The organism is Streptococcus equinus ATCC 9812, assembly GCF_000187265.1.
GTDB classification, from domain to species: Bacteria; Bacillota; Bacilli; order Lactobacillales; family Streptococcaceae; genus Streptococcus; species Streptococcus equinus.
On the sequence record NZ_GL698429.1, the window covers coordinates 308,484 to 324,487 of the forward strand.

Sequence of the window (16,004 nt, forward strand, 5' to 3'; positions counted from 1 at the left end):
CTTGAAAACAATTTATACCTATAAAATTAAGAAGAGTGTTTCAAGCGAAGCAAAATCATCTGATGCTAATGTCTTTAACATTTATATTAGTGGTATTGATACCTACGGGTCTATTTCAACCGTTTCACGTTCAGATGTTAATATCATCTTGACAGTTAATATGAATACGCATAAGATTTTGATGACAACAACACCACGTGACTCATATGTACAAATTCCAGACGGCGGTGCAAATCAATACGATAAACTGACACACGCTGGTATCTATGGTGTTGAAACATCTGAGAAGACACTAGAAAATCTTTATGGTATTGATATTAATTATTATGCCCGCATCAACTTCACAACATTTATGAATCTGATTGATGCTATTGGTGGTGTGACAGTTTATAATGATCAAGCCTTTACTTCTTATACTAATAGTAACTATTCATTTGAAGTTGGAAATGTTAACTTAAGTTCAGGTGAGGAAGCACTTGCTTTTGTTCGTGAACGCTATAGTCTTGATAATGGCGACTATGATCGTGGGAATAACCAAATTAAAGTTGTTCAAGCTATCGTTAATAAGTTAACATCATTAAGTTCGATTACAAATTACTCAACAATTATTTCTACCTTGCAGGATTCTATTCAAACCGATATGTCATTAGATACAATGATGAGCCTTGCTAATGCTCAGCTTGATTCAGGTAAGAAATTTACCATTACATCACAAGAAGTAACTGGTACAGGTTCAACAGGAGAATTGACTTCTTATGCCATGCCAACTGCAAGTCTTTATATGATTCAGTTGGATGATGCTAGTGTAGCAAGTGCATCACAAGCCATTAAAGATGTTATGGAAGGTAAGTAGATGATTGATATTCATTCACATATTGTTTTTGATGTAGATGACGGACCAACTACTATTGAAGAGAGCTTAGCTTTGATTGGGGAAAGCTATCGTCAAGGTGTGCGCACGATTGTCTCAACGTCACATCGTCGCAAGGGAATGTTTGAAACACCGGAAGATAGGATTTTTGCTAATTTTAGTCAAGTCAAAGAAGCTGCTGAAGCCAAATATGAAGGCTTAGAAATCTTATATGGTGGCGAACTCTACTATAGTAGCGATATTCTGGAAAGACTGGAACATCATCAAGTTCCAAGAATGAACAATACACGTTTTGCATTGATTGAGTTTAGCATGACAACACCATGGAAAGAGATTCATACAGCACTTAGCAATGTGATAATGCTTGGAATTACACCAGTTGTTGCTCATATCGAACGCTATAATGCGCTTGAATTTAATGAAGAACGTGTTAAAGAATTGATTAACATGGGGTGTTATACGCAAATTAATAGCTCACATGTTCTCAAACCGAAATTGTTCGGTGATAAATACCGTCAGTTCAAAAAACGAGCGCGTTACTTCTTGGAAAAAAATCTTGTTCATTGTGTTGCAAGCGATATGCATAACCTTGGACCAAGACCGCCATTTATGGACGAAGCTAGGGAAATCGTTACAAAAGATTTTGGGGCAAACAGAGCTTATGCTCTTTTCGAGAGAAATCCTCAAACCTTATTAGAAAATAAAGATTTATAGGAGTTAATATGAATTCAAATGATAATGCAAGTATCGAGATTGATGTCCTCTACTTGCTAAGAAAACTTTGGAGTAGAAAATTTTTCATTATTTTTATTGCTCTAGTTGTCGGGACAGTAGCTTTGCTTGGTAGTATCTTTTTTATCAAACCTAAGTACACATCAACAACTCGTATTTATGTTGTGAGCCGAAGTAGTGATAGCAGTTTGACCAATCAAGATTTGCAAGCAGGTTCTTATCTTGTTAATGACTATAAAGAAGTCATTACCTCAAATGAAGTGTTGTCATCTGTTATTGACCAAGAAAACCTATCACTTTCAACAAGTGAATTATCAGATATGATTTCTGTAGATATTCCAACAGATACACGTGTCATTTCAATCTCTGTTGAAGATACAGATGCACAAGAAGCAGCTGATATCGCTAATACGATTCGTGAAGTTGCTGCTGAAAAAATCAAATCTGTAACCAAGGTAGATGATGTAACAACTTTAGAGGCTGCCGAAGTCGCTAGCAAACCATCATCACCAAATATCAAACGCAATGCTGCTTTAGGTGCACTTGTTGGTGGTTTCTTAGCTATTGTTGGTATTCTTGTGCTTGAAGTGCTTGATGACCATGTTCGTCGTCCAGAAGACGTCGAAGAAGTGCTTGGTATGACACTTTTAGGAGTTGTACCAGATATTGATAAATTATAAGGAGAAATTGTAATGCCACAGTTAGAATTAGTGAGAGCTAAAGCTCAAATGGTTAAATCTATGGAGGAATATTACAATTCTATCCGTACCAATATTCAATTTAGTGGACGTGATTTAAAAGTAATTACGTTAACTTCGGCTCAACCTGGCGAAGGAAAATCAACAACGTCTGTTAACCTTGCAATTTCTTTTGCACATGCAGGTTTCCGTACACTTTTGATTGATGCGGATACACGTAATTCAGTCATGTCAGGAACGTTTAAATCTAATGAACGTTATCAGGGGTTGACAAGTTTCTTGTCTGGAAATGCAGAGTTGTCAGATGTTATTTGTGACACAAGTATTGATAATTTGATGATCATTCCTGCTGGGCAAGTCCCACCAAATCCAACATCATTGATTCAAAATGATAACTTCAAAGCGATGATTGAAATTGTTCGTGGACTTTACGACTATGTTATCATTGATACACCACCGCTTGGTTTGGTTATTGATGCTGCTATCCTGGCACACCATTCAGATGCTAGCTTGCTTGTGACAAAAGCGGGGGCTGATAAGCGTCGTACCATTACAAAATTAAAGGAACAATTGGAACAAAGTGGTTCAGTTTTCCTTGGCGTTATTTTGAATAAATATGATATCCACTTAGATAAGTATGGTTCATATGGTAGTTACGGTGGGTACGGAGAATACGGGGAAAAAAACTAAGAAAAATTGATTCTAGGAAGAGGTTATATGGAAGGGATTAAAAGGTTAGTATTTCTTGTTGTTAAAAGAATATTTGATATCGTTAGTGGTCTCGTTGGGACATGTGTATTATTCTTACCTGCAGCTATTTTAATTTTTATTATTTATAAGCTACAAGGTTACTCAGGAAGTATATTTTTTAAACAGGAAAGACTTGGCTTAAATGGTAAAAAATTTAAAATTATTAAATTTCGTTCAATGATTGAAAACGCAGAAGAAGTTTTGAGATCTAATAAAGTACTTTATAGAAAGTATGTTGAAAATAGTTATAAACTGGCTCCTGAAGAGGATCCAAGATTGACCACAATTGGTGCCTTTATTCGTAAAACCTCAATTGATGAGTTACCACAATTTATTAATATTTTAAAAGGTGATATGAGTTTTATAGGGCCTAGGCCAATTATTGAGGAAGAGATTCAAGAGTACAAAGGTAGTGATAAAGATAAGTTTTTATCGGTTAAACCTGGTGCTACGGGGTATTGGCAAGTTTCTGGGCGGAGTAATGTTTCTTATCCAGAGCGTTGCGATATAGAACTTTACTATGTTGATAATATGTCATTATTGCTTGATTTAAAGATACTATTAAATTCTTTTGCGAAAGTTATTTCTAAGACAGGGGCATATTAAATTAAAATTCAAGTAGTATTTAAGGTATAAAAACGATGAATAATAAGAGAAAGTCCATGAAGTTAAATATAGTCATGAATTTCATTCTGACTGTGTCAAATTTTATTTTCCCATTGATAACTTTTCCGTATGTATCACGTGTTCTTTTGCCTGTCGGAACAGGTAAAGTTGCTTTTGCAACGTCAATAGTTTCATATTTTTCAATGGTTGGTATGTTAGGAATTCCAACCTATGGTATTAGAGCATGCGCAAAAGTTAGAAATGACAGAGACAAATTATCAAAAACTGTTCAAGAAATTATGGTGATAAATTCTGTTGCGATGGGATTATCACTGCTTGTCTATATTATTGCCATAATCTTAGTACCTCGTATGGCACAAGATAGGGTTCTGTTTATGATTAATATTGCTACTCTATTCTTTAATTTGATTGGCTGTGAGTGGCTGTATAAAGCATTAGAGCAGTATTCTTATATCACTATCAGATCAATTCTTTTGAAATTAGTATCACTTGTTTTAATGTTCTTGATGGTACATCAAAAAAGCGACTATGTCATTTATGGTGCAATTACTATTTTGGCAAGTGTCGGATCTAACTTTTTTAACTTTATTAACTTACGACGTTTTCTTCATCTAAAATGGTATCCTAATATGAACCTTAGTCAACACATAAAGCCTATTTTTAGTTTTTTTATGATGACTATTGCAACTACTGTATACACTAATCTTGATTCAGTGATGCTTGGATTTATGAAAGGCGATGAAGCAGTAGGATATTACAATGCTGCTGTAAAAATAAAAACAATACTTGTTAGTTTGGTAACGTCTATGGGAGCTGTTCTTCTTCCTAGATTATCTTTTTATATTAAGGAAGGAAAGACTAAAGAATTTAAAGAATTAACCGTTCGTTCTTTGCAATTTGTATGCTTTGTATCAATTCCTCTATGGGTTTATTTTACAGTTTTTGCTAAAGAAGGTATTTATTTCTTGTCAGGGGATGCTTATACAGATTCAATACTTCCTATGCAAATTATCATGCCTACGCTTTTCTTAATAGGAATTTCAAATTTATTAGGCATTCAGATATTAGTTCCAATGGATAGAGAAAATGATGTTTTAAAGTCGGTTTCTCTTGGTGCAATTGTCAATCTAATAATAAATGCTATTTTTATCCCTAGATTTGGAGCTTCAGGTGCGGCATTTGGTACGTTAGTTGCTGAATTTTTTGTCACAAGTTATCAAATCTATGTATTACGTGACTTTTTGAAAGAAATTGTGGCTAATGTCAAATTATATAAAAATGTCATATCTACTTTATTAGCTACTATTCTTGTTTTAATAGCAAATACATTATTTATTAGTAATATTTCTTCACTCTTTATGGTAGTAGTTATTTCGGCTATTATTTTTGGGCTGATTTACGGCTTAGTAGGATTGTTGCTAAAAGAAGAATTTACTATTTACTTACTACATTATATGAAAAAATAGGAGAATTTATGTCGAATTATGATTATTTAGTTGTCGGTTCAGGGTTGTTCGGTGCGATTTTTGCACACGAAGCTGCTAAAAAAGGAAAAAAAGTTAAAGTTATTGAAAAACGTGATCATATTGCAGGGAATATCTATACTAAAGAAGTAGAAGGTATTCAAGTGCATGAATATGGCGCACATATTTTCCATACTTCTGATAAGGAAATCTGGAATTACATTAATCAATTTGCAGAATTTAATCGTTATACAAATTCTCCGATTGCTAATTACAAAGGTGAAATTTATAATCTTCCTTTCAATATGAATACGTTCAATAAACTTTGGGGAGTTGTAACACCAGCAGAAGCACAAGCTAAAATTGATGAACAACGTGCCGTTCTTAACGGAAAAGAGCCTGAAAATTTAGAAGAACAAGCTATTTCACTTGTTGGAACAGATATTTACGAAAAGCTTGTCAAAGATTACACTGAAAAACAATGGGGTAAAGCTTGTACAGAATTGCCAGCCTTTATCATTCGCCGTTTACCAGTTCGTTTGACTTATGACAATAACTATTTCAACGATACTTACCAAGGTATTCCAATCGGTGGTTATACACAAATCATTGAAAAAATGCTAGCGCATGATAATATTGATGTCGAAACTGGCGTAGATTTCTTTGATAACAAAGATGAATATTTGAAAGAATTCCCTAAAATTGTCTTTACAGGAATGATTGATCAATTCTTTGATTACCAACTTGGTGAGTTAGAATACCGTAGCCTTCGTTTTGAAACTGAACTCCTTGATATGGAAAATTATCAAGGGAATGCTGTCGTTAACTACACAGATTCTGAAACACCATACACTCGTATTATCGAACATAAACACTTTGAATTCGGAACTCAAGAGAAAACTATTATCACGAAAGAACATCCTAAAACTTGGGAAAAAGGCGATGAGCCTTACTACCCAGTAAATAACGATCGTAATAATAATCTTTACCAAGAGTATAAGAAGCTTGCAGATGCGCAAGGAAATGTTATTTTTGGTGGACGACTTGGACAATATCGTTATTATGACATGCACAAAGTCATCGAAGCAGCTTTGGAATGTGTTGAGAGTGAATTAAATTAATAATAAGGAAAAGTGTTTTGAAAAACGTAAAATTAATTGTAGCAACTCATAAAAAATTTCAGATGCCTAAAGATACCAATTTATATCTTCCTCTTCACGTTGGTCGTGAAGGAAAGAAGGAGTTGGGTTATATAGGAGATAATACTGGAGATAACATTTCAACGTTAAACCCCTATTATTGTGAGCTAACTGGTCTATATTGGGCTTGGAAAAACCTTAATTGCGATTATCTAGGTCTTGTGCATTATCGTCGTTACTTTACTAGAAACAGTCAATCCTATAGTGATGACGTTAAAATTGACGATGTTATTTTGTCGCAAGCTGACGTTGAACAGCTACTTGATGAAGTTGACGTGATTGTTCCTAAAAAGCGTAAATATTATATTGAAACGCTGTATTCACATTATAGCCATACCCATGATTCTAATCACTTGGATGTAACTAGACAAATTATCTCTGAGCTATATCCAGAAGATGTTCCGACTTTTGATGCTGTTATGAAACAAAGAAGTGGCTATATGTTTAATATGTTCATTATGAAAAAAGAGTTAGCTGGAAAATATTGTGAGTGGCTATTTCCTATTATTGATGAACTGTATAAGCGTTTAGATATTAGTGGCTATTCAGCATTCGATGCACGTTTGTTTGGACGTGTGAGTGAACGTCTCTTTAATGTGTGGTTGAAAAAAGAAAAGGTAACAATCAAAGAAGTTCCATTTATGTACATGGAAAAAGTGAACCTATGGAACAAGGGAAAATCATTTCTACAGGCTAAATTTTTAGGCAAAAAATACGGAAAGAGTTTTTGAAGATATTAATTACAAAAAATTGTAATTAATTTAAGTTACAAGAAAGGGCGATACTCATGGCACAAAAAAATGATATCGATATTGTCATTACCTGGGTCAATGGCAATGATCCAATTTGGCAACAAAAACAAGCAGAGTACAAAGGTGTTCAGAAATCTACTGAGAGTGCGGATCCTGCGCGTTATCGTGATTGGGGAACTTTAAAGTATCTGTTACGTAGTATTGAACAAAATGCTCCTTGGGTTCGGAAAATTTTTTTAGTCACTGATAATCAGAAACCAGAGTGGTTTGTGGAGCAAGATAAGCTGGTTATTGTGGATCATAAGGATTTTATTCCAAATAAATATTTACCTGTTTTTTCAGCTAATCCAATTGAGAATAATTTACATCGTATTCCAGGATTGAGTGAGCAGTTTATTTTCTGTAATGATGATTTCTTCTTTTTGAATAAAACAAAACCAGAAGATTTCTTCCTAAATGGTAAACCTAGAGATTTTGCATCTTTACATATTCACGCAGTTAAAAAGAGTCTCATGATTTATCAAATTGCCAATAATGACATTTCACTTATTAATGAACATTTTGATATGAAAGAAGTCTTGAAAAAAGATCGAAAAAAATGGTTTAACCTTAAGTATGGTTTAAAGAAAAACTTAAAAACTTTATTTTTAAGCAATTCCCCACGCTTTCCAGGGATTGAACAATTTCATCTGCCACAACCCTACTTAAAATCTACTTTTAAAGAAGTTTGGGAAAAAGAATTTGATGAGTTGGATGAGACCTGCCAACATAGATTTCGTAATAAAAATGACGTTAATCAATGGCTCTTCAAGGATTGGCAAATAGCTTCTGGTAATTTTGAACCAGTAACTCCAAAAAACCGGGGTGTCTTGATAGATTTTGAAAAAAATGATGAAATGGCTGAACTTGAGAGATGTGAAAAAATCTTAAGTAATGGGAAAGAATTGCTACTTTGTATTAATGACGGCGACAAAATTGAGAATTTAGGTATTATTGTGTCTAGAGTACAGAAAGCGATGGAAAGTAGATTCCCTATTAAAGCTAGATGGGAAAAGTAATTTTTGAAAGGTGATACTTTGGAAAAGAGAACTATAAGTGTTATTGTTCCATGCTATAATGCTGAGAAGACAATAGAACGTTGTGTTTCAAGTTTATTAAATCAAACTTACTTGCCATTAGAAATTCTTTTATTTAATGATGGATCTCAGGATAATACTGGTGAAATACTTAATAAATTAAGTAAAAAATATTATTCTCTTAGAGTTTTCCACCAAGAAAATAGAGGTGTATCAGCTACCAGAAATCAAGGTATAGACTTAGCAAATGGAGACTATATTTCATTTATAGATGCAGATGATTATATTTTTCCAACCTTTTTTGAAACTCTTATAGCTGATTTTGATGAAACAGCTCAGATTTCTGTTGTTCAGGCTCAGAAAAGTACGGATATTATGGAACCAATAGAGTGTTCGGGAACTGAAGTTCTTAATGAAGAAAATTATTTTAATACTCTTCTTTTTGGTAAGAATGTTATGGGGTATCCTTGGAATAAACTATATCGTAAAGATATTATTAAGGTACACAATATTCGTTTTGATGAATCGGTAAAAATAATGGAAGATTTAGCATTTAATCTTGAGTACGCTCAGTTTGTTACTAAAGCGATAGTTTCCCATGAAAAACTTTATTATTATCAAATTCATAAAAATAGTGCACTCCATAAGGGGTTTTCAGAAAGTTTTATGACAACTATAACGGCATTTGAAATAATGGCTAATCTTTCTTTCCCAAAAGATAAAATAGAAGATATAAAGATATGTTCAGTAAGAGGGCTTTTATGGCTAGTAGCTAGACTCTATCGATTAGGAACGAAATCTGATATTAAAAAATATGAGTCTAGAATTTTTGATGAACTCAAAAAAGAAAAAAAACTATTCCTCAGAAAAGGGTTGAAGGTGGGAAAAAAATATTATATTTCATATTTATTATTCTCAATAAGTCCAAAACTACTAAGATTAGTAATAAGATGATAAATTACAGGTAAATATATGTTAAAAAAACGTTCTAAAATTATAGTGGTAGGTGCGGAAAATTTTGGAAGGGGTGGCAGATCTGTTATTTCTTGGAATCTAACGGAGCCTTTGTCTGACAAATTCCAAATTGATTTTTTATCACGCCATGCTGTAGCTGATTATAGTTACTTTGATAAAATGGCAGTAAGACATGCAGAAATTCAAGTTAGTGATGTAAAAACAAGGAATCCTATTTTAAAGCCACTTAAAAAGTTTATTTCTCAAAATAAAATTTTATCCTTAAATGAATACGAAATTGCACATCTTAACGTAGATACCCCCTTAGAAGCATTAAGATTGGTTCTCCAAGCTAAATTTGCAGGAATACCTAATATTATTGTACATGGACATACGGCTAATTTCGAGTTACTTAAAGATTGGCAACATAAACTTAAGTTTATGTTTGCGCAACAATTATTAAAAAGGATGGAGTTAACTCGTTTGGCTTGTAGTCAAGAAGCGGCTTCCTTTTTATATGGAAATAGTCAAAACGTTACGATAATAAAAAATGGAATTAGGATAACAGATTTTGTTTTCTCTGATGGAAAACGTCAAATGGTTAGAAAACAGTTGCAAATTAAGCCATCTACCCTCGTTATTGGGACAATTGGAAGATTATCCCCCCCAAAAAATCCACTCTTTATTTTAGATATTTTACAGGCTTTAAAGGATAAAGGAGTTAATTTCCATTTTATTTGGATTGGTGATGGCGAACTCTTTGAGTCAGTTCAACAAGATGCAAGAAAGAGGAATCTACATTCTTTTATCAGTTTCCTAGGGAATCGAACAGATACACCTGATCTTCTCTCAGCGATGGATGTTTTCTTATTGCCATCGCTTTATGAAGGTTTTGGTATTGTTAATATTGAAGCTCAGGCTTCGGGACTTCCTTGTCTAGTAAGCAATATTATACCAAAAAACGTGAAAGTTTTAGATAGACTTTATTTTAAAAGTTTAGATGATCCAGCTATTAAATGGGCTGACAAGTTGTTAGAAATTGCTTCCCAAGAAAATAGAATAGTTAATGTTAGCCATTTCAAAAAGATGGGGTTTGACATAAAATCTAATTCGGAAGAGCTTGGACAGATTTATAGTCATATATTAAAGCTTTAAAAAGAAAGAATATGGTGTAGTTTATAAGATGAAGAAAATTTTGATTATGGGGATGTCACCTGTATTAGCAGGTACTGAAACATTTATAATGACTTATTATAGATATCTAGACAAGACTAAATTTAAAATAGATTTCTTAGTAAATACAAAAGAAAAAATTATTTTTGAAAAAGAAATTTTGCAAAATGGTTCAAAAATTTATCGTTTGCCACGAAAAGGCAAAAATTTGAAGAAATATTATCAGTCATTAGACGATTTATTTAAATCGTTTTCGGGAGAATATGATATTTTTTGGTTTAATGGTATGGGTATTGTAAACCTTGACTATTTTATTTATGCTAAAAAATATGGTATTGAACGTCGCATTATGCATAGTCACTCATCCAAGTGGGGTGGAAATTTCATCAGGAGAATATTTCATGAAATGAATAGAAGAAAGCTTGATGATGTAGCCACAGATTATTTTGCGTGTTCTGAGACTGCAGCTGATTTTATGTTTCCAACTAAGATTAGAAGTAAAGTTAAAATTATCAATAATGCTATTGAAATGGAAAATTTTACGTTTGATAGCCTTAAGAGACAGGAAATTAGAGATGAACTTGGCTGGCCTGAGAATGTGAAAATAGTTGGAAACGTTGGACGATTATCATATCAAAAGAATCAAGGTGCTCTAATAGATTATTTTTATGAGGCTTATAAGCAGGAACAAAATTTAAGACTAGTTATTTTAGGCTCTAAAACTTCGAATGATAAAACAAAAGAAATTGTTGAAAATAAAATTAAAAATTATGGCCTTGAAAAGGTAGTCAAACTAGTTGGAACTCAAAATGATATGAAATCATGGCTAAGTGCGTTAGACCTTTTTATTATGACTTCTAAATTTGAAGGGCTGCCCCTGTCAGCTGTTGAAGCACAAGCAAATGGTCTTCCAGTATTATTGAGCGATTCTATTACCAAAGAAACCCAAATTAATGATAATGTCATCTTTTTACCGTTAGGGGATTCTGTAACAACTTGGGCGGATAAAATTATTTCTCAATCTTACCAAGATAGGTTACCCAAAGAGCAAGTACAACTAAATTTTGATTCGAAAGGATTCAATATTAAAACGCAAGTAGCAAATATTGAAAAAATATTAAATGATAAGTAAAAATGAGTGGTATCAGGTTGTTGAGAATTATGGTAACCAGATGCATGCTGGCAGTAAGGCAACAAACGATGTGAGTGATATTTTGAGTGGAATGGGATTTAATAACCTTTATATTGAAAACTCTCCGCGCCAAAAAAATCCTTTTAAAAAGGTATTAAGACAGTCAGACTATGCAAGGCAATGGAAAAAATTACCTAGGGATATTAAAGATGGTTCTATCCTTATTTTACAGCATCCATTTCATATAAAACAATTAGGTCGAAAAAAAAGCCTGAGCAAATTGAAAAAAGAAAAACATGTTAAGATAATATCAATTGTGCATGATGTTGAAGAACTTAGAGGACTTTTTAAGCTCGATTACTATAATGTTGAATTTAGAGATATGGTTTCATTGGCTGATGCTATAATTGTACACAATTCCTCTATGATGAATTGGTTCATAGAAAAAGGTGTTAACAAAGACAAACTAATTACTTTGGAAATCTTTGATTATTTAAATTCGAAAGTTTTGAAACTAAATCATGATCTTTCAAAACATGTTGTGATAGCCGGAAATTTGTCGAAGTCCAAATCTCCTTATATTTACAAACTTCCTGAATTATCGAACCTAGAGTTTAAGCTATTCGGTATAAATTATGATGAAACTGAGATAGCAGAGAATGTTTCTTATGAAGGAGCTTTTCCGGCAGACGAGGTACCGATGGAGCTTAATAGTGGTTTTGGATTGGTCTGGGATGGAGATAACTTAGAAACATGTTCTGGAAACACGGGCAATTATTTGAGATATAATAACCCTCATAAATTGTCCTTGTATCTTTCATCTGGCTTGCCAGTAATTGTTTGGTCTGAATCAGCAGAGTCAGAATTTGTTGAGAAAAATAAAGTTGGATTTTCTGTTAGCTCACTTGAAGAAATAAGTACTATTTTTGAAGCATTAAGTGAAGAACAGTTAATTGAATTTAAAAAGAATGCCATCGAAATTGGAAATAAATTGAAACAAGGACATTATCTATCAACAGCAGTCAAAGAAGCGATTAATCGAATTAATTTTTGATGGGGTGACTGAGGAAGCTTATAAGGATATGGTGGTTAATACAAAGAAATTAAAGAGAAAGCTACAAAGTGGCTACTATCTTAAACGAGCATTGAACTATATAGATAGTATGGAGTATAAATGACAACTAATCATAATTTTATTTATAATGGAAAGCAAGCAACGCATAGGCTGGATTGATTTTGGAAAAGGGCTAGTGATTTTTCTTGTGGTACTAGGCCATGTGTTTCTAGGTTTATACCAGTCGGACGATTTCATTCCAGCGAGTACTGGCTTTGGATTTTAATTGAAGGTATTTATATTTTCCACATGCCTGTTTTCTTTGCGCTTTCAGGGTACTTTTTTAAACCAGTCGAGACGTTGGCTAGTTATGTAGGCTTTATTTTAAAGAAAACTGTTCAATTAGGAATTCCTTACATACTCTACAATGTGATTCATTTTGTTCTTCAACAAATCGGTGGAGGAGCTGTTCATGATAAGGCGAGTTTTGTTGATTTAATACATATTTATAAATCACCTTTGTCTGTTTCTTGGTTCTTATACATCCTTTGGGGAATTTTTGTAATCTTAGGGTTACTCTCTTTGCTGATTAAAGATAAGAAGGTGATGTTTGGAATTACTCTGATTATGCTAGTCTTAGTCAGTCTATTTCCAAACAACTTAATGATTATTCAGCGCGTGGGGCTATGGGCACCAGTCTTTATGCTTGGAAGTCTATTACGAGATGTTTCACTGAAGGATAATAAATCGAGATTGTTGATTTTAGCTGTAGTGATTGCTGCTTATTTGATAGCATGGTACAATTTTGATTTTGAAAACCGGATTTCTTACTCAAACCCTGGTTTGTGGGGAATTATTTTCTACATATCAGTTATTTTTGCTTTCATGCTATTTTCAATATTTCCAAAAGGAAAGTGCTTTGACTATTTTACAAAATATGGACGTGATAGTTTAGTCATCTATATTCTTCATGCACCAATTGTTTCAGTTTCTAGAATTGTCTTGCTGAAAGTTGGTGTGACTAATGTCATTCTGCATATTTTAATAGGATTGAGTGCAGGTTGGCTAGGGAGTATATTCATTTTATATTTGACAAAAGTTATCCCTTATATTGACTTTGTATTTTATCCAACTAAGTACTTAAAAAAATAATTTGAGGCTCATAAGCCTCTTTTTTGTAGAAAGGTATAGAAATTGAAAAACTTTCTAAAAAGATTTCGCAAAAGCATTGTTATTCTTGTTGTGACCTTGACTTTATTTTTGCTGTCGTATCTTTTAACGACATTTTGTACTCAATCTAAAATTCTATACAGTTTTATGCCAGATCCAAGCTCAGGTGAGAATCTTAGTTTTATGTTTTATGAAGCTAGTTTAGATAGCCCGTTAGAGTTAAAGCAAATAGGTGAAGCATCTCCTGGTAAAATGCCTGGGCGGGACATGTTTTTACTACAAAAAGACGATGGTAGGCTTTATGGTGCTGTGACAAATTATGATTTAGCACAGGGAATTGAGGCTATTATCTATTCGGGCTATGCTCCTAGTGACTTTACCGCTCATTATGTTAACCTAGGTATTCGAAATTTATCAGGTGCGAGCAACAAATCTCCTAAAAAAGTTTGGGCTCCTGAGTTTTTTGAGGATAGCGATGGTTTGACCTACCTATTCTCCGCTGCAAATGATGTAGATGACATGGTGGATAAGGATGGCGCTGTTATCCCTAGGCACAGTATTTATCGTTCTAAAATCAATTTAGATGATTTTAATACGATGGAAACTGTTCAAGTCCATCTCAAAGATGGTAAAACCTATATTGATCCCCATGTGTTTTATAAAGATGGTAGCTATCATATGCTTATTAAGGATGAGTATCAAAAGACCATTGATTACTATCAATCAAAAGATTTAGACAACTGGAATCTTGTTCAGGAAGATTTTATATCACATGCTGTAGGTGAATCGATTGATTATACAGAAGGTCAGTTTGTCATGAAGGTAAAGGGTGCTTACTATATTTTCTGGGACAAATATATCACGACGGGTAATTTCAAGAAAAATCAATATGTCATCACGACAAGAGACTTTAAGCATTTCAGCAAACCACGAGTTGTAACGGATAGTAAAAAGCGTATTTTACGGCATGGCTCCGGTATTGTTTATGAAAAGAAACCCTATCACTTGATTTTGATTACAAGAGTTATGGGAATCGTTGTATTGCTTATTTTTGCGGTTAGTTTTTTAAGAATATTGACGAAATAAATAGAGTACAATATGGATAAATTAAGAAATAAAATATGATATTTGAATTTAAAAGGAGAAATGTAAATTGACACAAAGAAATTATGGGATTGATTTGTTAAGACTTGTTTTGATGTTTATGGTGGGGGTACTCCATACACTTGGGCAAGGCGGTATTTTACAAATGTCACCTAAAGTTGGGGGGGGGGGAGCACCTCTGGCTGATTGAAATAATAGCGTACTGTGCTGTTGATGGTTTCGCCTTAATTAGCGGATATGTGTCACAAAATAAGGCTCCTAACTATGTGCGATTAGTAGCTATGTGGATGCAAGTGTTTTTCTACTCTTTTATTATCCCGCTTATCCTGATGAGTCTTGGAGTGGGGAAATTATCGCTAATTGAGATGATTAAGAACTTCCTACCGTTAACGTTTGGCAGGTACTGGTACTTTAATGCTTATGTTGTGTTATACTTATCCCTCCCTCTTCTAAATAAATTTTTATTTTCTCTTGATAAAGAAAAAGGAGAAAAATGGTTGATCGGTCTGATTGTGCTATTTTCAATCATTGGTTTGGTGAATGATTCTTTTAAAACCGATCATGGCTATTCACCTATTTGGATAATTGTCCTTTATCTTGTGGGGCATTTAATACGTAAGGTAGATTTATTTTCTCGTTGGAAGAATTTTTACTTGCTTTTACTAGCGTGTTTTGGCACACTAGTGACATTTGCTTTTCACACTATTATTGGAGTTGATAGGCTAATGAGCTATTTGTCGCCAACAATAATGTTAAATGCAATAGTTTTAGTTATTGTATTTTCACGAATAAAAATTCATAACTCTCATGTGTTAAGAAAATTATCACCGTTAGCATTTGGAATCTATCTTTTTCAATTAAGTCCAATTGTGTGGGATACCGTATTAAAAAATAGATTTACTTTTGTAGCAACCGAAGGTTTCTTACAAAGTTTGGTGTGGGTGTTACTGTTCTCTAGTTTAATTTTCATATCAGGCCTGATTGTTGAATGGCTTAGAATAATCTTGTTCAAGTTGCTAAAACTGAATAAGCTAAGTGTACTGTTTGTGAAGTTGATTGAAAGAATGATTGGTATGCTGAATAAAGTTATCTAAATAACTTACTGTAAATATTTTTTAGTATGTAATTACGTTAATTGTATGGAGGCGGTATGATTTTTGATACATGAGAATTTTGGAAAATACTAGAAGTAGTTATGTTCTGATTTATTATTTTAACGTTTTTCCATTCCTTTAGATTATGGATTTTT

General features: G+C 33.2%; 16 protein-coding genes. All 16 read left to right on the plus strand.

What is annotated here, in order from left to right; all coding sequences use genetic code 11:
• A partial coding sequence (locus HMPREF0819_RS01430) for an LCP family protein (RefSeq protein ID WP_044023260.1) occupies positions 1-853 on the plus strand: 853 nt, incomplete at its 5' end.
• A complete protein-coding gene (cps4B, locus tag HMPREF0819_RS01435) occupies positions 854-1,585 on the plus strand; it encodes a capsular polysaccharide biosynthesis protein Cps4B (RefSeq protein WP_004231339.1) in 732 nt (243 codons plus the stop codon). It abuts the gene before it with no gap.
• Between the two features lie 8 nt (positions 1,586-1,593).
• Positions 1,594-2,283: a Wzz/FepE/Etk N-terminal domain-containing protein gene (locus tag HMPREF0819_RS01440; protein WP_004231340.1), complete on the plus strand. Its 690-nt coding sequence runs from the start codon at positions 1,594-1,596 to the stop codon at positions 2,281-2,283.
• A 12-nt stretch (positions 2,284-2,295) separates the two neighbouring features.
• Positions 2,296-2,991, plus strand: coding sequence for a tyrosine-protein kinase (locus HMPREF0819_RS01445; RefSeq protein WP_004231342.1), 696 nt, complete (start codon positions 2,296-2,298; stop codon positions 2,989-2,991).
• Positions 2,992-3,018: 27 nt separating this feature from the next.
• Positions 3,019-3,657 carry a sugar transferase gene (locus HMPREF0819_RS01450; protein WP_004231345.1) on the plus strand — a complete coding sequence of 213 codons (639 nt, stop codon included), beginning with the start codon at positions 3,019-3,021 and terminating at the stop codon, positions 3,655-3,657.
• A 35-nt stretch (positions 3,658-3,692) separates the two neighbouring features.
• Positions 3,693-5,144 carry a flippase gene (locus HMPREF0819_RS01455; protein WP_004231348.1) on the plus strand — a complete coding sequence of 484 codons (1,452 nt, stop codon included), beginning with the start codon at positions 3,693-3,695 and terminating at the stop codon, positions 5,142-5,144.
• Positions 5,145-5,152: 8 nt separating this feature from the next.
• Positions 5,153-6,262 (plus strand): UDP-galactopyranose mutase, encoded by a 1,110-nt coding sequence (gene glf / locus HMPREF0819_RS01460; protein WP_004231351.1) that lies wholly within the window; start codon positions 5,153-5,155, stop codon positions 6,260-6,262.
• 17 nt (positions 6,263-6,279) lie between these two features.
• Positions 6,280-7,071 carry a DUF4422 domain-containing protein gene (locus HMPREF0819_RS01465; RefSeq protein WP_004231353.1) on the plus strand — a complete coding sequence of 264 codons (792 nt, stop codon included), beginning with the start codon at positions 6,280-6,282 and terminating at the stop codon, positions 7,069-7,071.
• A 56-nt stretch (positions 7,072-7,127) separates the two neighbouring features.
• Positions 7,128-8,150: a Stealth CR1 domain-containing protein gene (locus HMPREF0819_RS01470; protein ID WP_004231355.1), complete on the plus strand. Its 1,023-nt coding sequence runs from the start codon at positions 7,128-7,130 to the stop codon at positions 8,148-8,150.
• A gap of 3 nt (positions 8,151-8,153) precedes the next feature.
• Entirely contained in the window at positions 8,154-9,122 is a 969-nt protein-coding gene (locus HMPREF0819_RS01475; protein ID WP_004231360.1) for a glycosyltransferase family 2 protein, read from the plus strand.
• A gap of 18 nt (positions 9,123-9,140) precedes the next feature.
• A complete protein-coding gene (locus HMPREF0819_RS01480) occupies positions 9,141-10,277 on the plus strand; it encodes a glycosyltransferase (RefSeq protein WP_004231363.1) in 1,137 nt (378 codons plus the stop codon).
• 28 nt (positions 10,278-10,305) lie between these two features.
• Positions 10,306-11,427 carry a glycosyltransferase gene (locus HMPREF0819_RS01485; RefSeq protein ID WP_004231365.1) on the plus strand — a complete coding sequence of 374 codons (1,122 nt, stop codon included), beginning with the start codon at positions 10,306-10,308 and terminating at the stop codon, positions 11,425-11,427.
• Positions 11,417-12,481 (plus strand): glycosyltransferase, encoded by a 1,065-nt coding sequence (locus tag HMPREF0819_RS01490; RefSeq protein ID WP_004231368.1) that lies wholly within the window; start codon positions 11,417-11,419, stop codon positions 12,479-12,481. Before HMPREF0819_RS01485 ends, HMPREF0819_RS01490 begins: the two co-directional genes overlap by 11 nt.
• A gap of 309 nt (positions 12,482-12,790) precedes the next feature.
• The gene (locus HMPREF0819_RS01495) at positions 12,791-13,633 is read left to right on the plus strand and encodes an acyltransferase family protein (protein WP_004231374.1); all 843 of its coding nucleotides are present in this window, start codon (positions 12,791-12,793) and stop codon (positions 13,631-13,633) included.
• Between the two features lie 165 nt (positions 13,634-13,798).
• Positions 13,799-14,737, plus strand: coding sequence for a glycoside hydrolase family protein (locus HMPREF0819_RS01500; protein WP_004231378.1), 939 nt, complete (start codon positions 13,799-13,801; stop codon positions 14,735-14,737).
• Positions 14,738-14,877: 140 nt separating this feature from the next.
• Positions 14,878-15,849 carry an acyltransferase family protein gene (locus HMPREF0819_RS01505; RefSeq protein ID WP_004231382.1) on the plus strand — a complete coding sequence of 324 codons (972 nt, stop codon included), beginning with the start codon at positions 14,878-14,880 and terminating at the stop codon, positions 15,847-15,849.
• Positions 15,850-16,004 lie beyond the last annotated feature (155 nt).